Source organism: Paenibacillus sp. SSG-1 (assembly GCF_002224835.1).
Lineage (GTDB): Bacteria > Bacillota > Bacilli > Paenibacillales > Paenibacillaceae > Paenibacillus_AQ > Paenibacillus_AQ favisporus.
In genome coordinates this window covers 4,042,057-4,066,530 of record NZ_MBRK01000001.1, presented here as the reverse complement: position 1 = coordinate 4,066,530, position 24,474 = coordinate 4,042,057, and the positions used below count along the sequence as shown (strand labels likewise).

Genomic DNA, 24,474 nt, shown 5'->3' with positions numbered 1-24,474 from the left:
CAAGCAAATTTTGAACAGCTACGTAGGCAAATGCACCTGCCCGCCGGACTTTCCGATGTGCGTGTGCGGCGGGAAGGGTGAAATGAAACTGGTCAACCGCAAGCCGATCGTGCCGGGTGAAGATGAACTTGCACAGAACCCGCGTGCGCGTTCAGCCAAGCTGAGAGTTGCTGAGAAAATATAACCTAACGCATCTGACACACGATTCATATTTTTGAAGGCAAGGACTCATGTTCAGGGCGTAGAGACTAAGACAAAGGGGAATCAGACATGGCCTATACGCGTGGTAACCTGGCAGTTAAGGAGAAGGTCGCTGAACGAACATCTCCCGGGTACCGGGAGAAGACGAAAGTCGTTACTCACCGTACATATCTGCCGATCAAGGAAAAGCTGCTCTATTTGCTGACGGTTGGAATATGCGTCATGGTGGCGAGCCTGATCATCTGGCAGAACGCCAACATTTACGACCTGAACAAGCAGGGGCAGAAGGTCGACAAGAACATTAAGAACATGAACGTGACGATTAAAGAGCTTAAGGCGGAGAAGCAGCGCCTTGAGGTCGGAATCCGTGAGAAAGCGATCCAGCTTGGTTACCAAGAACCGGGCAAGGAGGCGCTTACCGTTCCGCGTTCCAATACGACAAGTACGGATAACGCCGGAACAGGGTCGGAAACGGCAAAAAAATAGAGCTTGTGAGGGTTGAGCATGGTAAAAAGAATAAAACTTCGCACACTGCTCCTAGGAGGATTCATCACCCTCCTTTTTGTTGTTCTGTTAATTCGGGTATTTGCACTGCAGGTGGTTAACGGGGATGACTGGCATGATCGGGCGGTCGCCCAGTGGACGAAAAAAGTCCCGATTCCGGCATCCCGCGGCACGATTACGGACCGCAATGGCGATATTCTCGCATCCGACGTCCCGGCCTATACCGTTATCGTCAATCCGGCCGTTATCCACGAGAATGGGCTGGAGAACGAAATCATCGAAGGGCTGCACAAGATTTTAGGCAAGGATGAAAGCGAGCTTAAGGAACTTGTAAACGCCAAAGACAAGGACGGGGAATACCTTACCAACCGGGAGGTCCGGAACGAAGGGTGGAAAATTGACGAAACGAAGAAGGCCCGGATCGAAGATCTCAACAAAGAGTTGAAGGCACAGCTTAAAAAAGAAAAAAAGGTGCTTGAAACCGGGCTGGACATGATCAAGGAGCAGAAGCGCTATTATCCGAAGGGGACGCTTGCGGCTCATATTTTGGGTTACACGAACCGGGATGGTGAGGCTGTCGCCGGACTTGAGGCAAGTCTAGATGATTACCTCAAAGGCACCTCAGGACTCATGAAATACGAAAGCGACCGGCAAGGGGACCAGCTTCCCGAAGCGAATATGGTGTACAAGCCGGCTGTCAATGGTAAAAATTTAAAGCTGACGATCGACGACACGATCCAGTATTATATCGAAGACGCGATGAAAGAGACGTACGAAAAGTACCAACCGATCAGCATGACGGTCATTGCGGCCGATCCGAAGACGATGGAAATACTCGGGATGGCCAACCTGCCGACATTCAACCCGAATACGTACTGGAACACGAAGGACCAAAAGGACTTCTTCAACTATGCCGTAAAAGCTACGTACGAGCCGGGCTCCACGTTCAAAATCGTAACGCTGGCAGGGGCGGTGCAGGAAAAGCTGTTTAATCCAAATGCGATCTACCAGTCCGGGCAGATCCAGGTTAAAGGGACTCATACGTACCTTCATGATATCAACCGTTCCGGATGGGGACCGATCACGTTCCTGGAAGGTGTCAAGCGTTCCAGTAACGTTGCCTTCGTCAAGCTGGGCTCGGAAATGCTCGGGAAAGAGCGCCTGCTGAAATATATCAACGACTTCGGTTTCGGTAAGAAGACGGGCATCGAGCTTCCCGGCGAAGTAACCACGACGATCAATCTGCCGGGTCCGGTCGAAGTGGCGACCGCTTCCTACGGACACGGTGTGTCCGTGACGCCGATCCAGCAGCTGGCGGCGATCAGCGCGGTGGCGAACGGCGGCAAATTGAAAACACCGCATATCATCAAAGAGATTACCGATCCGGATACAGGCAAAGTTGTATTAGCTCCGGATACGAGCAAGGTCGTCCGTCAGGTTATCTCACCGGAAGCCGCCAAGGAAACGAGCAGCTACCTGGAACAGGTCGTCGCGGACCAGGTAAAAGGTACCGGGCGCAACGCCTACATCGACGGGTACCGCGTTGCCGGTAAAACCGGAACCGCGGTCAAATACGGCGCCGACGGCAAACCGGATTATTCGAAATCCGTCGTCTCCTTTATCGGGTTTGCTCCGGTGAACGATCCGAAGATCGCCCTTATTGTCATTGTGGACCAGCCGAATGACCCTGATGTCGGCGGGGGCACGGTGGCGGCGCCGATCTTTAAGAAAATCGTGTCCCAGGCTTTGCCGTACATGGGCGTGCCGAAGGCCACCACGAAGAAGACGTCGGACGGCAAAACGTCTGTGGATCGCCCAGCCGCTCCGACGCTCACGAAGCTGGCCGTGAAGGACGCGAAGCAAAAGCTGCTGAACGCAGGCATTGACTTCGAGACGATCGGCAAGGGTACCTCGGTCATCCGGCAGTATCCGGCAGCGGGAACGCCGATGAGTCCGGGGCAGCGTATCTATCTGCTCACCGAGGAGACCGACAAGATGACCGTGCCGGACCTAAAAGGCGAATCGCTGCGTGATGCGCTGGATATTTTGACCTTGCTGAAATGCTCGGTTACCGTCGAAGGCCAAGGATACGTCAGCGAGCAGCTGGTCACGGACAAGAACGGCAAGCGTTCCGTCCAGCTGACGCTGAAGCCGGTCAAGGATGAAGAGGCATCGCAGGATACCTCATCCTCCTCCACGGAGGACGATTCCGGTTCGAAGGATACGTCGGCCGGCGATTCGGCCGACGGCAAGTCCGGCGAAGAAGCCAGCGATAACTGATAAGCGGCAACAGCTTGTTCTATCCCCTGGTTGTCCCGAATATTCATGATATGAACAGTCATGAAGCTGTAGGGAAGCGGGGAGGGATAACAAATGAAGGTTTCAAACGTCACCATGAGGCGGAGGCTGCTGTGGAGCTTGCTGATCCTGTGCCTGTTGTTCGCTGCTCTGATCGTGAGGCTAGCCTATGTGCAGCTTGGAAAGAGCAGCGAATTATCCGCCAAGGCCGAGGAGAACTGGCGCCGGGAAATTCCGTCAACGGCCAAGAGGGGCGAGATTCAGGACCGCAATGGGACGCCCTTGGCTTATAATATAAGCACGCCGACGATCATGGCGATCCCTGTTCAGATCAAGGAGCCCGAGAAAACGGCGAAGACGCTGGCTCCTCTGCTGGGTATGAGCGAAGACAAGATTATGAAGTCTATTACGAAGAAATCAAGGATTGAACGACTGCAACCCGGTGGACGCAAAATTACGATGGAGCTTGCTCAGAAAATTCGTGATTTAGAGCTGCCGGGTATCGTCGTTGCTGAGGACAATAAGCGGTTTTACCCCTACGGCGACCTGGCCGGGCACATTCTGGGCTTTACGGGCATCGACAACCAGGGCTTGACCGGGATCGAGCAGAGATATGACACCAAGCTGCAGGGGATTAACGGCAGCGTCTCCTACTTGTCCGATGCGGGGGGCAGGCTCATGCCGGGATCTTCCGAGAAATACGAGGAGCCCAGAGACGGCCTTAACCTCCAGCTGACGATCGACAAATCGATTCAGTCGATTATGGAGAGGGAGCTGGATCAGGCTATGGTTCAGTACCAGGCCCGAGGCGCCTGGTCGATCGCCATGAACCCGAAAACCGGAGAGATTCTGGGAATGGCCAGCCGTCCGGGATTTGAGCCGGCGAACTATCAGGAATACCCTTCCGAAGTGTATAACCGGAACCTGCCGATCTGGATGACGTACGAGCCCGGTTCGACCTTCAAGATTATTACGCTGGCGGCCGCCCTTCAGGAGAAGAAGGTGGACCTCAAGAATGAGCAGTTTTTTGATCCGGGATATATCAAGGTCGGGGGAGCCAGCCTGAGGTGCTGGAAGCGGGGCGGCCACGGCAGCGAAACGTTCCTGCAGGTCGTGGAAAACTCCTGTAACCCGGGTTTTGTCGTTCTGGGCCAGCGGTTGGGCAAAGATTCGCTGTTTAACTATATCCGCAATTTCGGATTCGGCTCCAAAACGGGCATCGATCTGAATGGAGAAGAGAACGGCATCCTGTTCAAGCCGTCCCAGGTGGGCCCGGTCGAACTGGCCACGACGGCTTTCGGACAAGGGGTGTCCGTGACGCCGATCCAGCAGGTGGCCGCCGTGTCGGCTGCCGTCAACGGGGGCAAGCTGTTTAAGCCTTACGTTGCCAAAGCCTGGATTAATCCGGAGACCGGCGAAACGGTGAGCGAAACGAAACCGACGCTGGTCAGACAAGTTATATCGGAGGATACGTCCAAGCAGGTGCGCGAAGCGCTGGAGAGCGTAGTGGCCAAAGGGACGGGCAGACCCGCTTTCATCGACGGATACCGTGTCGGCGGCAAGACGGGTACCGCCCAGATCGTCGTCAACGGCCGCTACTCCTCCACGGAGCATATCGTTTCGTTCATCGGCTTTGCACCGGCGGACGACCCGCAAATCGTTGTTTACACCGCGGTGGATAATCCGGCCGGCATTCAATTCGGCGGCGTCGTGGCGGCGCCGATTGTCCAGCACATTCTCGAGGATTCGCTGCATGTGCTGAAGGTGCCGGAGCGAAAGGATCAGCTGCCGAAAACTTATAAATACGGGGATACGCCGATCGACACCGTTCCTGACCTGGTAGGGGCAACGGTTCAAGATTTATATGAGGATCTGAACATGAATTTTACGCTGGCTAAGTCCGGTACCGGGAACACGGTCATCAGCCAGGCGCCCAAACCGGGCAGCCGGGTCGAGCGGGGGTCGACGATCCGGATTTATATGGGAACGGACGCTGACGTGAAGGATCATAGCGATGCGGACGAAGCGCAGGATGATCCGGAAGCGCCTCAGGACGGAACCGGCACACAGCAGAATGATGCCTCAACCCATAATTGATTGCGGCGATATTCGAGACTAATAGAACTAGAGTGAGGGATCAAGAGATGAAACTAAATGAACTGGCATCAGCATTAACGACGGCACAAATTATCGGAGACGGCGACATTACGATTACGAACATCCAGGTGGATTCGCGTAAAGTGGCGCCGGGAGACCTGTTTATCTGCCTCCCGGGCCACACGGTCGACGGTCATGACTATGCCGGCCAGGCTGCGGAACAAGGGGCGGTGGCGCTCGTTGTCGAGCGGAAGCTGGACATTGACCTCCCGCAGATCGTGGTCAAGGACTGCCGTTTTGCCATGGCCGTTCTGGCCGATGCGTTTTTCGGGTCGCCGAGCTCCCATATGAAAATGATTGGCGTGACGGGAACCAACGGCAAGACGACTACAACCTACCTCATCGAAAAAATGATGAGCGACCAAGGGGTCAACACCGGTCTGATCGGCACGATCCAGATGCGCTACGGCGGACGGACCTTCCCGATGTCGGGCACGACGCCGGAAGCGCTGGAGCTTCAGCGTTCCCTGGATGACATGACGGCGAACGGCGTAGAGTGCTGCGTGATGGAGGTTTCCTCCCATGCGCTGGAGCAGGGACGGGTAAAGGGCACCGACTTCCGTACCGCCATTTTCACCAACCTGACGCAGGACCACCTCGATTATCATAAAACGATGGAGGAATACCGCGCGGCCAAAGGCTTGTTTTTCGCCCGCCTGGGCAACAAATTCGCCCATCAGCCGGAGCAGCGCAAGTTTGCCGTGCTGAATGCGGATGATGAAGCATCCTCCTACTTCGCCAAAATTACGGCAGCCGAAGTCATTACATACGGTGTTGAGAACAGCGCGGACGTCCGGGCAACCGGCGTCAAGGTAACGGCGCAGGGAACTTCCTTCCATGTGGACACCTTCCGGGGCAGTGCCGATATCCAGCTGAGAATGGTCGGCAAGTTCAACGTCTACAATGCGCTGGCCGCCATCACCGCCGGCTTGCTGGAAGGCATTGAACTGGAAAATATCAAGCGCAGCCTTGAATCGGTACCGGGCGTGGACGGACGGGTCGAATCGGTGGATGCCGGACAGCCTTTTGCCGTTATCGTCGATTACGCGCATACGCCTGACGGTCTGGAGAACGTGCTGAAGACGGTCAACGAATTCGCTGAAGGCCGGGTCATCACCGTGTTTGGCTGCGGCGGAGACCGGGACCGGACCAAACGTCCGATCATGGGCAAAATCGCGGCCAAGTACAGCGACTTCATTTTTGTCACATCCGACAACCCGAGAACGGAAGATCCGGAGCTGATTCTGAAGGACATCGAGCAGGGTCTGAAGGATGACAGCGTTCCGCAGGAGCGCTACGAGATGATCGTGGACCGGCGGACGGCTATACAAAAGGCTATTGAAATGGCAAGCCCTCAGGATGTAGTATTGATTGCGGGGAAAGGTCATGAGACCTATCAAACCATTGGTACGACGAATTATGACTTCGACGACCGTGAAGTTGCCAAGGAAGCGATAAGGGGATTGGATAAGTGATTACGACGACTTTAGGCCAAATGGCCGCCATGTGCGGAGGAACACTCTCGCAGGAACAACACCGGGAGCTGCCGATTCAAGGCGTGTTTACGGACTCCCGACAAATAAAGCAAGGAAGCCTGTTCGTCCCGCTCGTCGGGGAACGTTTTGACGGGCACGCTTATGCCGAATCCGTACTGAAGGACGGAGCGGGCGCGACGCTGTGGCAGCGCGACCGGGGCGAGGCGCCGACGGGAGCTGTCATTCTTGTCGATGATACGCTTGCGGCGCTGCAGACCCTGGCTGAGGCCTATTTGGCGGAAGTAGGCTGCCGCGTAGTCGGCATTACGGGCAGCAACGGCAAAACGACGACGAAGGATATGGTGTATACCCTTCTGTCTACGACCTATAAAGTTCATAAAACCGGGGGCAATTTCAATAATCATATTGGACTGCCCTTAACCATTTTAGAGATGCCGGCGGATACGGAAATCGCCGTATTGGAGATGGGAATGAGCGGCCGGCATGAGATCGAGCGTCTCTCCCAAATCGCCCGTCCTGATGTGGCGGTTATTACAAATATCGGGGAAGCGCATCTGCTTCAGCTCGGTTCAAGACATGAAATCGCCCGGGCCAAGGTGGAAATTATCAGCGGCATGAAGCCCGGCGGCTTGCTGATCTACCATGGCGACGAGCCGTTGATTCCTACAGTGCTCGGCGAAGCCGAGACGGTGAAACCCGATGGGCTCCGGACCTTTACGTTCGGGTTGGATCAGAGCAACGATGATTACCCCACAGGGATGATGTTCCACAGCAAGGGGATTATTTTTACGTCACTGCTGCATCCGGAGGAGGGGCTGGATCTGCCGCTGCTTGGCCAGCATAACGTCATTAACTGCCTTGCGGCTCTCGCGGTGGCCCGCCATTTCGGCATTACCGAGGAGAACATCCGCACGGGACTGACCGGACTGCATTTGACCGGGATGCGGATCGAGCAAATCGTGGCGCCGAGCGGGCTGACCATTCTGAACGACGCCTACAACGCCAGCCCGACCTCCATGAAGGCCGCGATCGACGCGCTTCATAGTCTCAAAGGCTATCATCACAAGGTAGCCGTGCTGGGGGACATGCTGGAGCTTGGGCCGCAGGAGAAGGAGTTCCATGCCGAGATCGGGCAGTATGCTGCGGCGGACCGGGTGGATGTGCTGTACACGTACGGACCGTTGTCGGAGGAGACCGCTGAAGCGGCCCGGAAGATTCGTCCGGACCTGAGCGTATTTTCTTTTACGGATAAAGCTGAGCTGATCCCTCATCTCATCAAGCGCGTTCATGCCAAAGATGTGGTGCTTGTCAAGGCGTCGCGGGGTATGAAGCTCGAAGAAATTGTGGATGCTCTAGTTAAGGAAAACTTGCAGAAATAGCGCACGAGGGGGTGAATCCATGGACTATCAACTATTGCTGTTAACGATCGGTGTATCTTTTATTCTGGCGGTGATTGCCGCTCCGCTGCTTATTCCGCTGCTCAGGCGTATGAAGTTCGGCCAGCAGGTCCGCGACGACGGGCCGCAAACCCATTTGAAGAAGGCGGGAACGCCGACAATGGGCGGAATCGTCATTATTTTGGCTTTTACGCTTGCTTTTCTGAAATTTTCCGTCATTAATACGGATTTTTATGTGCTGCTCGTAGCCACACTTGGCTTCGGTCTGATCGGATTTCTTGATGATTATATTAAAATCGTGTTCAAGCGTTCGCTCGGACTGACGGCGAAACAGAAGCTTATCCTGCAGCTGCTCTTCGCCGCGATCATGTGTTACCTGCTTATCAAGAACGGTCACAGCACGGCGATCAGCGTGCCGGGAACGTCGTGGTCGTTTGACTGGGGCGGATGGTTCTATTATCCGTTCATCGTCATTATGATGATGGCCGTGACCAACGCGGTCAATTTCACGGACGGGGTCGACGGACTGCTGTCCGGCGTCAGCGCCATCGCTTTTGCCGCATTCGCCATCGTCGCCATGCAGGCGACCTCGCTGTCGGCCGCCGTTTGTGCCGCTGCCATGATCGGGGCGGTGCTCGGGTTTCTTGTATTTAACGCCCACCCGGCCAAAGTATTCATGGGGGATACAGGTTCGCTCGGCATTGGCGGAGCCATCGGCGGCATCGCCATCGTCACCAAAACCGAGCTGCTATTTATCGTGATCGGCGGCGTGTTCGTCATCGAAATGCTGTCCGTCGTTCTTCAGGTCGCATCATTTAAGACCCGGGGCAAACGCATCTTTAAAATGAGTCCGATTCACCATCACTTCGAGCTGACCGGATGGTCCGAATGGCGGGTTGTCATGACCTTCTGGGCGGTAGGCATCGTGCTCGCGGGACTTGGACTTTACTTGAACAAGGGGTTGTAGAAGATGAAGCATCCAGATTCGTACAGGGGTAAAGAAATCGTAGTGCTCGGGCTTGCCCGAAGCGGCGTGCAGGTCGCCAAAGTACTGCACCAGGCCGGAGCGATTGTTACTGTGAATGATCGAAAGGAAAAGGATCAATGTCCCGAAGCCGGGGAACTGGAGCCCTTGGGAATCACCGTCATTTGCGGTGGTCATCCCGAGGGGCTGGTTCATCCCGGTATTTCTCTGCTCGTCAAAAATCCGGGGATTCCGTACACAGCTCCGCCGGTGCAGGAGGCACTGAAGCTCGGGATCGAAGTGGTGACCGAGGTGGAAGTCGCCTATCACATCTGCGAGGCGCCGATTATCGGGATCACCGGCTCCAACGGCAAAACGACCACCACGACGTGGGTGGGCAACATGCTGGAAGCGGCCGGTATGCGTCCGATCGTCGCCGGCAACATCGGCACGCCGCTGTGTGAAGCGGCGCAGCATGCCGATGCAGGCAACTGGATGGTGACCGAGCTCAGCAGCTTCCAGCTGAAAGGAACGACGGATTTCCGTCCGCGTATCGGCTGCCTGCTGAACCTGACGGAAACCCATCTTGATTATCATGGCAGCATGGAAGACTATGCTTCTTCCAAAGCGAAAATGTTCGCCAACCAGAAAGAGGATGATACCGCGGTCCTCAATTGGGATGATTCATACTGCCGCAGCCTGGTGCCTTATATAAAGGCCAAGCTGCTTCCGTTCTCGGTGACGGAAGAACTGCAAGTCGGCGTGTATGTGAGCCCGCCTTATATTCCGGACACGGAAGACGACCTAGAGCGCAGCATCGTATACCGCGATTCGGACGGGCGGTCCCAGGTAATCATCCCCGTGAAGGAAATCGGTATTCCCGGCCGGTTTAACGTCGCAAATGCCGCAGCGGCCTGCGCGATCGCCATCGCAGCCGGCGCCGCACCAGAACGCTTGGCCGAACCCCTGGCTTCGTTCCACGGGGTGGAGCACCGCTTGGAGTATGTCAGAGACGTCGGCGGCGCTGCCTATTACAACAATTCCAAAGCGACGAACGCCAAAGCGACAGGCATGGCGCTCACCTCGTTCCATCAGCCGGTCGTGCTGATTGCCGGCGGTCTGGATCGCGGCTCGGATTACATGGAGCTGATGCCGCTGCTGAGCGAGCACGTCAAGGCGGTTGTGGTGCTCGGCGAAACGGCGGATAAAATCGCGAAAGTTGCCGAAATGGCCGGATTAAAGCATATCCGCAAGGCCGATACTGGTGAGGACGCCGCCGCTGTGCTGCGTTCCGCGGTACAAGAGGCCGCAGCTCTCGCCGAAGCCGGGGATGTCGTTTTGCTCTCGCCGGCCTGCGCGAGCTGGGACATGTTTACCTCATATGAGGAGCGCGGACGCATTTTTAAAGAGGCGGTGCATAATCTTTAAGTAGGGGGGTGGATAAGCCCCTACTTCCTGGCAAAAGGTGGCCTCCTCATGAACAAGACACGACCGGCGCCGGATCTGTGGCTCCTTCTTTGTATTTTGGGCCTGCTGACGATCGGCATGATCATGGTATACAGTGCAGGCTCCGTACTGGGCTTTCACGATTACGGCGACTCATTCTATTTCGTCAAGCGACAGATGCTGTTTGCCGGACTCGGACTGGTCGCGATGTTTTTTACCGCAAATTTGGACTACCATGTATGGAAAAAATACGCCAAGGCGGGACTGATCATCTGCTTCGGGCTGCTCGTCATCGTCCTGATTCCGGGCATCGGCGTTGTGCGCGGGGGTGCACGGAGCTGGCTCGGGATCAGCTCCTTCGGCATTCAGCCCTCGGAATTTATGAAGCTCGGGATGATTCTGTTCCTGTCCAAGTGGCTGAGCAGCGAGAACTTCAACATTACGGCATTTGGCAAAGGCCTGCTCCCGCCTCTCGGTCTGATTGGACTGGCCTTCGGGCTGATCATGATGCAGCCGGATTTGGGAACCGGTACGGTGATGCTGGGCGCGTCGATGATGATCGTTTTTACGGCAGGGGCCAAGCTGAGCCATCTGGGCTTTCTCGGGCTCGGCGGGGTAGCCGGCTTTGCGGGCCTGATCATTGCCGCGCCCTACCGGTTGAAGCGTATTACCGCTTTTCTTGACCCATGGTCGGATCCGCTCGGCGCCGGCTACCAGATCATCCAGTCGCTGTATGCGATCGGCCCCGGCGGACTCGGGGGGCTCGGACTCGGGATGAGCCGGCAGAAATACAGCTACGTGCCGGAGCCCCAGACCGACTTTATTTTCTCCATCCTGGCGGAGGAGCTCGGATTTATCGGCGGTCTGATCGTACTGCTGCTGTTCCTCGTGCTCGTATGGCGGGGGATGCGGGTGGCCATGACGATCCCCGACCGGTTCGGAAGCCTGCTGGCCGTGGGCATCATCGGCATGGTTGCCGTCCAGGTCGTCATTAACATCGGCGTGGTTATCGGCATGATGCCGGTCACCGGAATTACGCTCCCGCTGATCAGTTACGGAGGCTCGTCGTTAACTCTGATGCTGACCGCGCTCGGCATTTTACTTAATCTATCACGTTATGCGAGGTGAATACATTGCGCGTCGTATTATCCGGCGGCGGAACGGGAGGACATATTTACCCGGCCGTCGCTGTCGCGAGACAATGTGAAGCGGAAGATCCTGATTCCGAATTTTTATATATTGGCGGTACCCGGGGGCTGGAGAGCAAGCTCGTCCCTCAAGAAAATCTCCCTTTCGAAGCCATCGACATTACGGGGTTTCGCCGTAAGCTATCGATGGACAATGTGAAAACGGTTATGCGTTTTCTAAAAGGAGTCCAAACATCCAAGAAGCTGCTGAAGAAATTTAAGCCGGACGTTGTCATCGGCACCGGCGGCTATGTCTGCGGTCCTGTGGTGTACGCGGCTGCGAAGCTCGGCATTCCGAGCATCATTCATGAACAGAACGCCATCCCCGGGCTGACGAATCAGTTTCTGAGCCGGTACGTCAGCACGGTCGCCGTAAGCTTTGAAGGTTCCGAAGGCGCCTTTCCCAAAGCCAAACGGGTGATTTACACCGGGAATCCGCGGGCGACGACGGTTCAGACGGCGAACCGGGAAAGAGGTTTTGCCACCCTGGGCATTCCGATGAACAGCTCCGTCGTTCTGATTGTGGGCGGCAGCAGAGGTGCCAAGGCGATTAACGACGCCATGATCGAAATGGCGCCGCGGCTTGAGAAGCTGAAGCATATCCATTTCGTTTACGTGACCGGAGAAACTTATTTTGACCAAACGCGTGAGGATATCAGGAGCCGGCTTGGAAGCCTTCCTAATCATCTTCACGTTTTGCCGTATATTCATAACATGCCGGAAGTGCTTGCGGCGACTTCCCTGATCGTCAACCGTGCAGGGGCTTCGTTCCTGGCGGAGATCACATCGCTCGGGATTCCATCCGTTCTCATTCCTTCCCCGAATGTGACCAATAACCATCAGGTGGCCAACGCAAGACAGCTGGAGAAGGCCGGCGCGGCCAAAGTCATCCTGGAGAAAGAACTGACGGGTAAGCGGCTCTATGAGTCCATTGAAGATATCATGATGAATTACAATCTGCAGCAGGAAATGTCCGCAAGCTCCCGGAGCTTGGGCAAACCGGATTCGGCCAAGGTGATCGTTGAAGAAATGCGCCGACTGTCGCGGGGCCGCTGAAAGCCGTGGGCGATTGTCACACACGCGGTATGTACTACATAAGATACTCTATAATCGTGACAATCACCCATGGAATACCGGCACGGTTCTACGATCGGCCGCAGTATACCGGTCCATACCGCTTCTTTCCCGCTTAACGATAAAGGAGGATGCTTTGCGATGCAGCAGTGGAAGTCCCTACTGTCCGAAGCCCATGTCGGAACGATTCGCTGGAATGAACCTCTGGAGAGCTATACCACCTGGAAAATCGGCGGTCCTGCCGACGCGTTTGTCATCCCGGGCAGCGTGGAGCAGCTGGTAAGCCTGATTTCCCTGCTGCATGCGAATCAAATCCCCTGGCTGCAGATCGGCCGCGGCTCCAACCTGCTCGTTGCCGACAAAGGCTTTCGCGGCGTCGTGATTAAACTGGGCGGGGAGCTCGATCATGCCCATTTTCAGGGAAACCGGGTTACCGCCGGAGGAGGCTTCTCCCTCGTAAAGCTTAGTGTCCTGGCCGGAAAAGAAGGTTTAACAGGCCTCGAGTTTGCGGGAGGGATACCCGGAAGCGCAGGCGGTGCCGTGTATATGAACGCCGGAGCCCACGGGTCTGATGTGTCACGCATATTCAAGTCCGCTGAGATTGTACTGGATACAGGAGAATTGGTGACTTACACTGCAGAAGAGATGGCTTTTGCCTATCGTCACTCCATCCTTCATGAGCGCAAAGGGATCGTGGCAAGAGCCGTGTTTGAGCTGCGGCCTGGAGACCGCAAGCAAATTGCGGAAGCGATGGCCCGCTTCAAAGAATACCGGCGCTGCACCCAGCCGCTGCAGATGGCCTGCGCGGGGAGCGTGTTCCGCAATCCTCCAGGCGATCATGCCGCCAGGCTGGTGGAGCATGCCGGTTTGAAGGGCAAACGGATCGGAGGGGCAGAAGTGTCCATGCAGCACGCCAATTTCATTGTAAACACCGGTCAAGCGACAGCAGAGGACGTGCTCACATTAATGCATCACATTCAGGAGACGATTCAAACTGAATACGGCATCGAACTGATGCCGGAAGTGTATGCGGTTGGTGAGCGGTAAACTCGGAGGTGATACATTGGACAAATTGGTGATTGAGGGTGGCAAAGCCCTATCAGGAACCATACGTATCCATGGAGCAAAAAATGCCGCATTGCCGATTTTGGCAGCAAGCTTGCTGGCCGCAGGCGAAGTTCGGCTGAATAATGTCCCCCGGCTGCTGGACATTGATGTGATGCTGGGCATTCTCGAAAGGATCGGCTGCAAGACGCTGCATGAGCAGGAGACGGTCACCGTGGATACATCGTCCGCCAATTCGTTTCATGTGCCGGAAGACTTAATGGGGCAAATGCGTTCCTCCATATTTCTGATGGGTCCCCTTCTGGCCAGGTTCGGCGAGGTTGCCGTTTATCAGCCGGGCGGATGTGCGATTGGCGAACGGAAAATCGACCTTCATCTGCGGGGGCTTCAGGAGCTTGGTGCGGAAATTGAGGAGAGAGATCAGCAAATTATTTGCAGGGCGCGCAAATTAACCGGTGCCGACATCCATTTGGATTTTCCCAGCGTAGGGGCTACCGAAAACATTATGATGGCGGCGGCCACCGCCAGTGGAACGACGACGATTTCGAACGCTGCGCGCGAACCGGAAATCCAGGACTTGGCCAACTTCTTGAACAGGATGGGAGCCAGCATTATCGGCGCGGGTACCGATACGATCACGATCCAAGGGGTTCAGCAGCTGACCCCGTGCACTTATGAAATTATTCCTGACCGGATCGTAGCCGGAACCGTCATGATTGCCGCGGCGGCGACGCGGGGGAACGTCACTTTGACACACTGCAATCCCGCGCACTTGTCTTCGCTTATCCACGTGCTGAAGCGCGCTGGTGTTCAAATCAGTATTCTCAATGATATAATGAGCGTAAGCTGCATGAGCCGCCCCAAAGCGGTGGAACGGATCGTAACATCACCGTATCCGTCGTTTCCCACCGACTTGCAGTCCCAGGTCATGGTGCTGCTGTCGTTAGCCGACGGTTTCAGCGTCATGAAGGAGACGGTATTTGAAGGCCGGTTCAAGCATGTCGACGAGCTGACCCGTATGGGCGCGGATATTACAATCGACCTGAACAGCGCTTTTATCCGCGGGGTGCAGCGCCTATACGGGGCCACGGTTGAAGCCACGGACTTGCGGGCCGGCGCGGCGCTGGTCATTGCCGGTCTGGCTGCGCAGGGCAAAACGGTTGTGGAGCAGGTGCATCATATCGACCGCGGTTATGATCATATCGAAATGCTGTTCCAAAAACTCGGAGCGGATATACATCGGTTTACGCCGGTACCCAAACCGCTTGATTTAGCTAATTAACGCCACGCTTATCCCCTTCGCCAGTTGAAGGGGATAAGAGGCATTTTATGGAGAGTATCCTATGCCTAACGCCCAAATTCCTGTTTTAAAAGAAGACAAGCCTAAAAGAAAAGCCAGCAAACGTATTATTTGGATCCTGCTGCTGCTATTTATCGTGATCCTATCCGTTCTGTTCTTTCGTTCGACGATGAGCCAGGTTACGGAGGTTCATTTCAAAGGCAATACATTTACGACAAGGGACGAGCTGCTGAAGGCCAGCGGTCTTCAGGTTGGCAGCCAGTTCTTCGGCGTATCTCCGTCCAAGGTGGAGAGCAGCCTGCTTAAGGTGAAATCGATCCAAAAGGCGACGGTGGACAAGCAGTTTCCGGGCGTCATTAACGTCACGATCGAGGAGTATCCTACCGTTGCGTACGAGCTTGCCGCGGAGGGGGATCTGCAGGCGATCCTTTCCAGCGGTGCGACGGTGTCGGTGAACAACACCGGAATCGCGGTGGAGAAGCCGATCCTGACGAAGTGGAATGCCTCCGATCCGAACAAAGCCGCGCTCTGCAAGGTGCTGGGGCAAATTCCGAATGAACTGACCTCCGACATCTCGGAGATCATCCCGTCGCCGACGGAGTCCTTTCCGGACCGGATCAAGCTGTACACCCGCTCGCGGTTTGAGGTCATTACGGCCATCTCGCTATTAAAAGACAAGGTCGAATATCTTAACCAAGTCATAGAGACGGAAGAGCCGGGTATCATCACTATGCTGGAGGCTGATTCCTACGTTCCTTTCGAGCCTTCCGGCGAGGAAAACGGCGACCAAAATGCCACTACTCATGAATAGTAAAAAATGCTACAATTAAAATTACGGACAAGTATGAAATCTCCCTCTTTTTTCTTCTGATTTTGAAGAGATTCGTAACAAAGATTGGCAATTGAAAAATTTGTAGAAAAAAGAGGGAAAGAATCATGTATGTTGAATATGTAAAGTTGAGTGTCTTTTTACGCAGTTATTTTATAAAAACAGGAGGTGCCACGGTTGAGCAACAATGACATCATTGTTAGTTTGGACATCGGTACATCCAAAGTTCGTGCTATTATTGGGGAAGTTAATAATGGAACCTTTAATATTATTGGAGTTGGATCTGCCGACTCGGAAGGAATTCGCAAGGGTGCAATCGTAGATATTGACCAGACTGTACAATCCATCCGCAGTGCCGTTGACCACGCGGAGCGTATGGTCGGTATTCAAATATCGGAGGTCTATGTCGGCATTTCGGGGAATACTATCGGACTTCAATCAAGCCACGGTGTTGTGGCGGTATCGAATGAGGATCGGGAAATCGGCGAGGAAGACATCGAACGCGTGCTTAAGGCCGCTGAAGTTGTCGCTCTACCGCCGGACCGGGAAATTATTGATGTAGTTGCCAAACAATATGTTGTAGACGGGCTGGAGGGAATTCATGACCCGCGCGGCATGATCGGTGTCCGCTTGGAAGTGGAGGCCATCATTATTACCGGCGCTAAGACAGCCATACATAATCTTTTGCGCTGTGTGGAGAAGGCAGGACTCAAGATTAAGGATTTGGTCCTGATGTCTTTGGGAGCGGGTCAGCTGGCTTTGTCCAAGGATGAGAAGACGATGGGATCCGTTCTGGTCGACATCGGAGCGGGCTCAACGACGATTGCCGTGTTTGAAGCGGGAACGATCGCAGCGACATCCTCTTTGCCGATCGGCGGGGAATTCGTAACCAACGATATTGCTTACGGGTTGCGGACGCTGACCGACCAGGCCGAGAAAGTGAAACTGAAATACGGCTGTGCGTTAATGGCCGATGCCGCTCCGGACGTCACCTTCAAGGTGGTCCGCATCGGAAGCAACGTGGAGAAGGAGTTTACCCAGGAGGACTTGGCGGCTATCGTTGAGCCCCGGGTACAGGAAATTTTCCACCTGATCCGCGAAGAAGTGAAGCGTCTTGGTTACAGCGAGCTGCCTGGAGGTTATATTCTTACAGGCGGAACTGTTTCCATGCCTGGTGTGCTTCAGGTGGCACAGGGCGAGCTGGCGGCTTCGGTCCGAATCGCCGTGCCTGATTATATCGGGGTCAGAGATCCCGGATATACGAGCGGTGTGGGGGTACTGCACAACGTGATCCGCAACATTCGCGTACGCAGCACCAACAACACGGCGAGTGCCAATACCAGCAATGTGAAGAAAACAGTGAACCGACCGAAAGCGAATCCTGCTACCAACTCGGAGTCAGCCCAGAATCCGGGTATTATCGAACGGTTGAAGAAAATGTTCAGCGAATTCATCTAAGCAGGTTTTCCATATAACGTGGACGGGCCATCCATGCACAATGAGGGGGAGATGGGGAAATATGTTGGAATTTGATTTTGAAATGGAGAGCTTGGCTCAAATTAAAGTGATCGGTGTGGGCGGCGGCGGCAGCAACGCTGTAAACCGGATGATCGAGAATGGCGTGCAAGGCGTAGAATTCATTACGGTGAACACAGACGCCCAAGCATTGCATATGGCCAAATCGGAACACAAACTGCAAATCGGGGACAAACTGACCCGCGGATTGGGCGCAGGCGCAAATCCGGAGGTCGGCAAGAAAGCAGCCGAAGAATCCCGCGATTTGATTATGAATACGCTGAAGGGTGCAGACATGGTCTTCGTTACTGCGGGGATGGGCGGAGGTACCGGAACGGGTGCCGCTCCTGTCATCGCGGAAATCGCCAAGGAATGCGGCGCACTGACGGTCGGTGTGGTAACACGGCCGTTTACATTTGAAGGACGCAAGCGTTCCACCCAGGCTGTGCTCGGTATCGAAGCCTTAAAGGAAAAAGTCGATACACTTATCGTTATTCCGAATGATCGGCTATTAGAAATCGTTGATAAAAAAACACCGATGATGGAGGCATTCCGCGAGGCGGACAACGTGCTGCGTCAAGCGGTGCAGGGCATTTCGGACTTGATCAAGGTGCCCGGCCTGATCAACCTTGACTTCGCCGACGTCAAAACGATCATGACCGAACGCGGTTCGGCTTTGATGGGGATCGGCATAGCGACAGGCGAAAACCGTGCAGCCGAAGCTGCACGTAAAGCGATTATGAGCCCGCTGCTCGAAACTTCGATCGAAGGCGCACTTGGCGTCATCATGAACATTACGGGAGGCGCGAATTTGTCGCTGTATGAAGTCAATGAAGCAGCGGAAATCGTTACCTCGGCATCGGATCCGGAGGTCAATATGATCTTCGGTGCTATTATTGAAGAGAGCATGAAGGATGAAATCAAAGTAACGGTCATCGCGACCGGGTTTGAGAACCGTCCTGTGCAGCAGCCTCAGGTGCGCAAGCAGGGAACACCGGCGCCGTCGGAACCTGCGGAATCGCGCAGCAACAACACGAACAATCTGCGTCCGTTCGGGAACCAGACAAGCAGCGATCAATTGGACATTCCAACGTTCCTGCGGAATCGTTCCCGTCAGAACAATAACGACTAAGGATGTCATTCCATCCGTCAAACACCCGCATTTCTTCGGAAATGCGGGTGTTTTTTTTGTGGAAACGGGAATCCGTAGGAAACGAAACATCGCTGCTCAAAAAACTTTTGTGTGAGCGGGCTCGGTCATTTCTGTCATCCGTGCCAGTGCCTGAAGGCGTTCCTCTTTACAGAGTTCATCATATGTCATTAAAGCCGGATGTAATACTTATAACAATTTGATGATAGATATGGGAGTGTCGAATCCCATGCCAACGGCGGCTTATGCTTCTTTTTCCCCGAAACTTCCTCTATAAAAGAACGGAACTCGACAAAAAAAGTTCAGGAGTCCCTTCCAATTTTAGACAGACTTTGAACCGTATTGTTTTTATACTAATCACATCTCCCAAAAATGCTTAAGAGAATATCGGCGGTACCGTGTATGCGTTATGGATCCAATCATTCCATAAACATGAAAGGCGTCAGGCAGGTGATAAGCACTGGTTGTGTATATTGATTTGATATTCATCACGAATCTGCTGATCGACGGTGCACTGCTCTGGCTTACAGCCTGGATGCGGAAGCTGAAGCCCCCGTGGTGGAGATTGATTGTGGCGGCTGTGGTGGGTGCCCTGTATGTCGTCATGATGTTTGTGCCGCAGCTCTCGTTTATGTATACCTTTTTAGTCAAGCTGGGTTTATCCCTGCTGATGTTATGGATAACCTTCGGTTTTGGAAGTCTTCAAAACTATATCCGGAATATGGGGGCCTTTTATATTATCAATTTTGCGGTGGCCGGGGGGATTATCGGGATACATTATTTGCTGCAAAATTCGGGAGAAATTTTTAACGGGATTTGGTTCACGGCTTCCGGCGGCATGTCGTTTGAGCTGAAGATCGGGTTCTGGTTTACCTTCATCGGGGTGTTTGGCATGCTGCTGTGGTTCAAAATGGTTCACTCGACCCGGAAGCAGCTGGAAAGCCGTTCCGTATTTATGGGCGAGGTCGCCGTCGAGATCGGCGGTCACCGGGTGAGCTGCAGAGGGCTGCTGGATACGGGCAATCAGCTGAGCGATCCGCTGACGAGAACGCCGGTGATGGTCATGGAAGCTTCGCTGTGGGCGGACCGCCTGCCTTCGGGATGGTGCGAAAGACTGGCCGATGGAGAGCCGGACAAACTGGTAATGGAACTGGAACATATGGATTTTGCGTGGCAGGACCGGCTTCGTCTCGTTCCCTATCGGGGGGTGAACCGCAGCGCCTCATTCATGCTGGCCATCAAGCCGGACACCGTTGAGGTTCGGATCGGCGACGGCGTCCATCGTTCCAGCAAGGTGCTAATCGGCCTGGACGGCGGGCAGCTGTCGGGCGACCGGTCGTATCAGGCCATTATCCATCCGAAGCTGGTTGAGGATGATGTCCAGAGTCCAGCAGCGGAGCCATTGGAAACGGCGGGTAACCTGTGATCGCAGGGAAAGGTCGAAGACCTGTTTGCCTGCGGAAGACGAAACAGACGCTTACGAAGATCGTTTTCCTATGGAAAACTAATGCTTATGCTAACATGAGAGTTTTCCTGCGGAAAACTAATGGCTTATGCTTACGAAGATCGTTTTCCTGCGGAAAACGTATAGGAGGATCAATTATGCGTGTGAAATGGAGATTGGTGGCGCAGCTGCAGTACTACAGATTCCTGTTTCTCTTAGGACTCAAAAGCGAAGAAATCTATTACATAGGCGGCAGCGAGGCTCTCCCTCCTCCCCTGACACGCGAAGAGGAAGAATATTTGCTCCAGCGGCTGTCCACCGGGGATGCGGCCATCCGGGCGATGCTGATCGAGCGCAACCTGCGGCTCGTCGTGTACATCGCTCGCAAGTTCGAGAATACGGGCATCAATATCGAGGACCTGGTGTCCATCGGAGCGATCGGTCTGATTAAGGCGGTCAACACGTTTGACCCGGAGAAAAAAATCAAACTGGCCACGTATGCCTCCCGCTGCATCGAAAATGAAATTTTGATGTATCTGCGGCGAAACAGCAAAATCCGGAGCGAGGTATCCTTCGATGAGCCGCTCAATATCGATTGGGATGGAAACGAGCTGCTGCTTTCCGATGTGCTCGGAACCGAAAATGATACGATTTACCGGAATATTGAAGAGCAGGTCGACCGCAAGCTTTTGCACAAGGCACTCGACAAGCTGACCGACCGGGAGCGAACCATTATGGAGCTGCGTTTTGGCCTTCAGGACGGGGAGGAGAAGACGCAAAAGGACGTTGCGGATATGCTCGGCATTTCCCAATCCTACATTTCCCGACTTGAAAAACGCATCATCAAGCGGCTGCGCAAGGAGTTCAACAAAATGGTCTAGGCAAAATTTTTATCAGGAATAAAATGACCCTCCAGGGAGATAATGTACATTAGTTTCTCCTTGGGAGGTATATCATCATGACCCGAAACAAAGTCGAGATCTGCGGTGTGGATACTTCGAAGCTGCCCGTCCTGACCAATGTGGAAATGCGGGAGCTGTTCCATGACTTACAGCAAAACAACGAACGTACAGCCAGAGAAAAGCTGGTGAACGGCAACCTGAGACTGGTGCTCAGCGTCATCCAGCGGTTCAACAATCGGGGGGAGTTTGTCGACGATTTGTTTCAGGTGGGCTGTATCGGACTAATGAAAGCCATTGATAATTTTGATTTGTCTCAAAATGTGAAATTCTCAACCTATGCGGTGCCGATGATCATCGGGGAAATTCGCAGGTATTTGCGGGACAACAACCCGATCCGGGTATCCCGATCGCTGCGGGATATTGCGTACAAAGCGCTGCAGGTTCGTGATTCCTTAACGAATCAAAACTCAAGGGAACCGACGATTTTCGAAATTTCGGAAGTGCTGAACGTCCCCAAAGAGGACGTCGTCTTCGCACTGGATGCCATCCAGGACCCGGTGTCGCTGTTCGAACCGATCTACCATGACGGCGGCGACCCGATCTACGTGATGGACCAGATCAGCGACGACAAAAACAAGGACGTCTCCTGGATTGAGGAGATCGCTCTGCGTGAAGCGATGCAGAGACTGGGTCAGCGGGAAAAAATGATTTTGTCCATGCGCTTCTTCGAAGGCAAAACCCAGATGGAGGTCGCCGACGAAATCGGCATTTCCCAAGCTCAGGTATCACGTCTTGAAAAATCGGCCATCCAGCAAATGCAAAAGCACGTGAAATCGTGAATAGATGAAGTAAAGCAAGGCGGTCCGCGCTACGGGCCGTCTTTTTTTTATGGATGAGATGCTGACTGCTGCTCGGCTTCTGTCATGGGTCGTCAACTTAAAGCTCCGAGAAACCGTACACAAAGACCCTTCAAACCAACACGGAGAGGCTGAGTATTGCGGAGCATTTCGCTTCAAAACATGGGCATTTTGCCCGGCGCCGGCATATATTAATCATATATATTGAACGAGTCTGATGAATAGACTGCTAAAGGAGAGGAACATGTGAATCCAGAACGTTGGGCGGTGGACAGAAACATGAAAATATCCGATTTTCAAACGAAGGATGTCATCAACATCGTGGACGGCAAGAGGCTGGGGCAGATCAGCGATCTGGAGCTCGATCTCCGCCAGGGGCGGATCGAAGCGATCGTTGTCCCAAGCTACAGCAAGTTCAGGGGGCTGTTCGGAGGCGGCAGCGACCTGATCATTCCTTGGAGCAATATCGTCAAAATCGGATCGGATGTCGTCCTCGTCAAGATGGAGGAACTGCGGACGCTCCAGGACGAGAAGGAAGCCGCCTCCTACAGAGAGAGAACGGAGCAGGCGGACCGCCGCGGCTACCGGGATGTGTAAGGAAAGGACCGCCTTGTCAAACCAACCATTTTGGTTTTATGCAAGCCGTGTCCATGTGGTACACTGGAGGTTGAGGTGATTGAAATTGGAACCGTTCAAGTTAAAAGAGGGCGATTCGCGCCCTTCGTTATTTATGCTGGAGCCGTGGGTTCATGAATGGAACGGCATCAGCGCCGGATTTACCGGACGGCATGGCGGCGCGGGAAGCGCGCCTTACGATACGCTTAACACCGCCTTTCATGTGGGAGACCAGCCGGAGACAGTGGTAGCCAACCGCTTGAAGGTTGCGGAAGAGCTGGGCTTTACGTTGGATGACTGGACGTGCGGGGAACAGGTTCACCGGGCGGACATCGCGGTGGTGACGAATGAAGGCCGTGGACGCGGCAGCCGGAACAGAGAGTCGGGATTTCAGGATACAGACGGGCTTCTGACAAACGTGCCCGGGGTGCTGCTGACGTCGTTTTATGCGGACTGTGTACCGCTATATTTTTACGATCCCGTTCACCAGGCTGTCGGACTGGCCCATGCCGGATGGAAAGGGACTGTGGCCCGGATCGCCGCGGCTATGGTGGAGAAGATGGGGCAGGCTTATGGGAGCCGGCCTGAGGAGATACGCGCCGCAATCGGTCCGTCCATCGGCTCCTGCTGTTACGAGGTAGATGACAAAGTGATGAGTCATGTGCACGATTTGGCAAGTCATTTCCTGGGTAATGAACAGTACTCCCCTGCCGATTTTTACGTTGTCAAACCCGACGGCAAAAGCATGCTGAACTTGAAAGAATTAAATCGACAGATTATGATGAAAGCAGGAATATTGCCGACTCATATCGAATGTACATCATGGTGTACGAGCTGTCGCAACGATTTGTTCTTTTCCTACAGAAAAGACGGTGGAACGACAGGGCGTATGGCGAGTTGGATCGGGCTTAGAGAAGGGGTGAATCTTCCTTGACATTGGAAGAACGGATAAGAGAAGTCAACGCGCGCATCGAGGAAGCCTGCCTTCGCAGCGGAAGATCCAGGGAAGACGTCAATGTGATCGCTGTAACCAAGTACGTGTCGACATCCATGACAGAACGAGTGCTGGATAGCGGTTTGACGCATATCGGCGAGAATCGCTGGCAGAACGCCGAGGAGAAATGGAATGCGCTTGGTTCCCGCGGGACCTGGCATTTTATTGGACATCTGCAGACCAACAAAGTCAAAGACGTGGCAGGCAAATTCGAATATATACATTCGCTGGACCGGCTTTCATTAGCCAAAGAGCTGGAGAAGGTGGCGTCAGCCCGAAATCTGGAAATTAAAACCTTTGTTCAGGTTAACATTTCTGGAGAAGATACCAAATACGGTTTGGAGCCGGAGCAGGCCGTCCCTTTTTTGAAAGAACTTCATCAATTTCCTCATATCAAGGTCGCCGGCTTGATGACCATGGCCCCCTTTGAAGGGGAGGCGGAGGATACCCGGCCCGTTTTTCGCGGGCTGCGGGAGCTAAGAGACGACATAAACCGGCAGGCAATTACGCGAGAGCCATTAATCGATCTTTCCATGGGAATGTCCAACGATTTCGAAGTGGCCATTGAAGAGGGAGCCACCTGGATCCGTTTGGGCTCGATTCTAGTAGGTAAACAGGAAGGGGAATGATGAGCGTGATGAACAAGTTTATGTCTTTTTTGGGATTACAAGAGCAGGAGGAAGTCGTAGAACGGGAGCAGCTGCCGGTGGAGGAAGAAGAAGTTGAAACCCCGAGCATTGAGACACGTAGAAATACTAGAACCAACAATGTGGTCAGCATTCACTCCCAGAAAAATGTAAAGGTCATTTTGCATGAGCCGCATTCGTATGACGAAGCACAGGCCATTGCCGACCATCTGCGTGCGCACCGCACGGTGGTTGTCAATCTGCAGCGGGTCCGTTCGGATCAGGCGCTCCGCATTATCGATTTTCTCAGTGGGACGGTTTATGCCCTGAACGGCGGTATTTCCAAGATCGGCCATAACATCTTTTTGTGCACACCGGATACGGTCGAAATTCAGGGTGCCATTTCGGAATTATTATCCGAGGAACATGATTACAACAGAATGAGGTGAGCCA

General features: G+C 54.1%; 22 protein-coding genes. All 22 read left to right on the top strand.

Annotated elements, in window-relative coordinates:
- The coding region (mraW, locus tag BCV73_RS35870) for a 16S rRNA (cytosine(1402)-N(4))-methyltransferase (RefSeq protein WP_256992901.1) at positions 1 to 184 on the top strand (184 nt) is incomplete at its 5' end.
- Positions 185 to 270: 86 nt separating this feature from the next.
- Positions 271 to 687 carry a hypothetical protein gene (locus tag BCV73_RS18890; RefSeq protein WP_076169846.1) on the top strand — a complete coding sequence of 139 codons (417 nt, stop codon included), beginning with the start codon at positions 271 to 273 and terminating at the stop codon, positions 685 to 687.
- Between the two features lie 18 nt (positions 688 to 705).
- A complete protein-coding gene (locus tag BCV73_RS18885; protein ID WP_089548191.1) occupies positions 706 to 2,985 on the top strand; it encodes a penicillin-binding transpeptidase domain-containing protein in 2,280 nt (759 codons plus the stop codon).
- 93 nt (positions 2,986 to 3,078) lie between these two features.
- A complete protein-coding gene (locus BCV73_RS18880) occupies positions 3,079 to 5,100 on the top strand; it encodes a stage V sporulation protein D (RefSeq protein ID WP_089548190.1) in 2,022 nt (673 codons plus the stop codon).
- 47 nt (positions 5,101 to 5,147) lie between these two features.
- Positions 5,148 to 6,635, top strand: coding sequence for a UDP-N-acetylmuramoyl-L-alanyl-D-glutamate--2,6-diaminopimelate ligase (locus tag BCV73_RS18875; protein ID WP_089548189.1), 1,488 nt, complete (start codon positions 5,148 to 5,150; stop codon positions 6,633 to 6,635).
- Positions 6,635 to 8,035, top strand: coding sequence for a UDP-N-acetylmuramoyl-tripeptide--D-alanyl-D-alanine ligase (locus BCV73_RS18870; RefSeq protein WP_343220545.1), 1,401 nt, complete (start codon positions 6,635 to 6,637; stop codon positions 8,033 to 8,035). Before BCV73_RS18875 ends, BCV73_RS18870 begins: the two co-directional genes overlap by 1 nt.
- 19 nt (positions 8,036 to 8,054) lie before the next feature.
- A complete protein-coding gene (gene mraY, locus BCV73_RS18865) occupies positions 8,055 to 9,020 on the top strand; it encodes a phospho-N-acetylmuramoyl-pentapeptide-transferase (RefSeq protein ID WP_076169850.1) in 966 nt (321 codons plus the stop codon).
- 3 nt (positions 9,021 to 9,023) lie between these two features.
- Positions 9,024 to 10,445 carry a UDP-N-acetylmuramoyl-L-alanine--D-glutamate ligase gene (gene murD / locus BCV73_RS18860; protein ID WP_076169851.1) on the top strand — a complete coding sequence of 474 codons (1,422 nt, stop codon included), beginning with the start codon at positions 9,024 to 9,026 and terminating at the stop codon, positions 10,443 to 10,445.
- A gap of 48 nt (positions 10,446 to 10,493) precedes the next feature.
- Entirely contained in the window at positions 10,494 to 11,591 is a 1,098-nt protein-coding gene (gene spoVE, locus BCV73_RS18855) for a stage V sporulation protein E (RefSeq protein WP_089548187.1), read from the top strand.
- Positions 11,592 to 11,596: 5 nt separating this feature from the next.
- Entirely contained in the window at positions 11,597 to 12,706 is a 1,110-nt protein-coding gene (murG, locus tag BCV73_RS18850) for an undecaprenyldiphospho-muramoylpentapeptide beta-N-acetylglucosaminyltransferase (RefSeq protein WP_089548186.1), read from the top strand.
- 159 nt (positions 12,707 to 12,865) lie between these two features.
- Positions 12,866 to 13,771: a UDP-N-acetylmuramate dehydrogenase gene (gene murB, locus BCV73_RS18845; protein ID WP_089548185.1), complete on the top strand. Its 906-nt coding sequence runs from the start codon at positions 12,866 to 12,868 to the stop codon at positions 13,769 to 13,771.
- 16 nt (positions 13,772 to 13,787) lie between these two features.
- On the top strand, positions 13,788 to 15,071 hold the full coding sequence (murA, locus tag BCV73_RS18840; protein ID WP_076169855.1) for a UDP-N-acetylglucosamine 1-carboxyvinyltransferase: 1,284 nt from the start codon (positions 13,788 to 13,790) through the stop codon (positions 15,069 to 15,071).
- A gap of 61 nt (positions 15,072 to 15,132) precedes the next feature.
- Complete coding sequence (locus BCV73_RS18835) at positions 15,133 to 15,900, top strand: cell division protein FtsQ/DivIB (RefSeq protein ID WP_089548184.1); 768 nt, start codon at positions 15,133 to 15,135, stop codon at positions 15,898 to 15,900.
- 195 nt (positions 15,901 to 16,095) lie between these two features.
- The gene (gene ftsA / locus BCV73_RS18830) at positions 16,096 to 17,376 is read left to right on the top strand and encodes a cell division protein FtsA (protein WP_076169857.1); all 1,281 of its coding nucleotides are present in this window, start codon (positions 16,096 to 16,098) and stop codon (positions 17,374 to 17,376) included.
- A 61-nt stretch (positions 17,377 to 17,437) separates the two neighbouring features.
- The gene (gene ftsZ, locus BCV73_RS18825; RefSeq protein ID WP_076169858.1) at positions 17,438 to 18,565 is read left to right on the top strand and encodes a cell division protein FtsZ; all 1,128 of its coding nucleotides are present in this window, start codon (positions 17,438 to 17,440) and stop codon (positions 18,563 to 18,565) included.
- A gap of 478 nt (positions 18,566 to 19,043) precedes the next feature.
- Entirely contained in the window at positions 19,044 to 20,009 is a 966-nt protein-coding gene (spoIIGA, locus tag BCV73_RS18820) for a sigma-E processing peptidase SpoIIGA (RefSeq protein WP_089548183.1), read from the top strand.
- A 176-nt stretch (positions 20,010 to 20,185) separates the two neighbouring features.
- Positions 20,186 to 20,908 carry an RNA polymerase sporulation sigma factor SigE gene (gene sigE, locus BCV73_RS18815; RefSeq protein WP_076169860.1) on the top strand — a complete coding sequence of 241 codons (723 nt, stop codon included), beginning with the start codon at positions 20,186 to 20,188 and terminating at the stop codon, positions 20,906 to 20,908.
- A gap of 77 nt (positions 20,909 to 20,985) precedes the next feature.
- On the top strand, positions 20,986 to 21,768 hold the full coding sequence (sigG, locus tag BCV73_RS18810) for an RNA polymerase sporulation sigma factor SigG (RefSeq protein ID WP_076169861.1): 783 nt from the start codon (positions 20,986 to 20,988) through the stop codon (positions 21,766 to 21,768).
- 297 nt (positions 21,769 to 22,065) lie between these two features.
- Positions 22,066 to 22,383 carry a YlmC/YmxH family sporulation protein gene (locus tag BCV73_RS18805; RefSeq protein WP_076170149.1) on the top strand — a complete coding sequence of 106 codons (318 nt, stop codon included), beginning with the start codon at positions 22,066 to 22,068 and terminating at the stop codon, positions 22,381 to 22,383.
- A gap of 85 nt (positions 22,384 to 22,468) precedes the next feature.
- Entirely contained in the window at positions 22,469 to 23,335 is an 867-nt protein-coding gene (pgeF, locus tag BCV73_RS18800) for a peptidoglycan editing factor PgeF (protein WP_481855841.1), read from the top strand.
- Positions 23,332 to 24,024 carry a YggS family pyridoxal phosphate-dependent enzyme gene (locus BCV73_RS18795; RefSeq protein WP_089548182.1) on the top strand — a complete coding sequence of 231 codons (693 nt, stop codon included), beginning with the start codon at positions 23,332 to 23,334 and terminating at the stop codon, positions 24,022 to 24,024. The genes pgeF and BCV73_RS18795 overlap by 4 nt, the downstream gene beginning before the upstream one ends.
- Positions 24,024 to 24,470, top strand: coding sequence for a cell division protein SepF (locus tag BCV73_RS18790; RefSeq protein ID WP_076169863.1), 447 nt, complete (start codon positions 24,024 to 24,026; stop codon positions 24,468 to 24,470). The genes BCV73_RS18795 and BCV73_RS18790 overlap by 1 nt, the downstream gene beginning before the upstream one ends.
- The last annotated feature ends 4 nt before the right edge of the window (positions 24,471 to 24,474 follow it).

Excerpts from the sequence above, each read along its gene's own strand:
- BCV73_RS18875 (WP_089548189.1), top strand. The coding sequence starts at position 5,148 with ATGAAACTAAATGAACTGGCATCAGCATTAACGACGGCACAAATTATC.
- BCV73_RS18890 (WP_076169846.1), top strand. The coding sequence starts at position 271 with ATGGCCTATACGCGTGGTAACCTGGCAGTTAAGGAGAAGGTCGCTGAA.
- BCV73_RS18790 (WP_076169863.1), top strand. The coding sequence starts at position 24,024 with ATGAGCGTGATGAACAAGTTTATGTCTTTTTTGGGATTACAAGAGCAG.
- sigG (WP_076169861.1), top strand. The coding sequence starts at position 20,986 with ATGACCCGAAACAAAGTCGAGATCTGCGGTGTGGATACTTCGAAGCTG.
- murB (WP_089548185.1), top strand. The coding sequence starts at position 12,866 with ATGCAGCAGTGGAAGTCCCTACTGTCCGAAGCCCATGTCGGAACGATT.
- BCV73_RS18805 (WP_076170149.1), top strand. The coding sequence starts at position 22,066 with ATGAAAATATCCGATTTTCAAACGAAGGATGTCATCAACATCGTGGAC.
- BCV73_RS18880 (WP_089548190.1), top strand. The coding sequence starts at position 3,079 with ATGAAGGTTTCAAACGTCACCATGAGGCGGAGGCTGCTGTGGAGCTTG.
- ftsZ (WP_076169858.1), top strand. The coding sequence starts at position 17,438 with ATGTTGGAATTTGATTTTGAAATGGAGAGCTTGGCTCAAATTAAAGTG.
- BCV73_RS18885 (WP_089548191.1), top strand. The coding sequence starts at position 706 with ATGGTAAAAAGAATAAAACTTCGCACACTGCTCCTAGGAGGATTCATC.
- sigE (WP_076169860.1), top strand. The coding sequence starts at position 20,186 with ATGCGTGTGAAATGGAGATTGGTGGCGCAGCTGCAGTACTACAGATTC.
- BCV73_RS18835 (WP_089548184.1), top strand. The coding sequence starts at position 15,133 with ATGCCTAACGCCCAAATTCCTGTTTTAAAAGAAGACAAGCCTAAAAGA.
- mraY (WP_076169850.1), top strand. The coding sequence starts at position 8,055 with ATGGACTATCAACTATTGCTGTTAACGATCGGTGTATCTTTTATTCTG.
- murD (WP_076169851.1), top strand. The coding sequence starts at position 9,024 with ATGAAGCATCCAGATTCGTACAGGGGTAAAGAAATCGTAGTGCTCGGG.
- spoVE (WP_089548187.1), top strand. The coding sequence starts at position 10,494 with ATGAACAAGACACGACCGGCGCCGGATCTGTGGCTCCTTCTTTGTATT.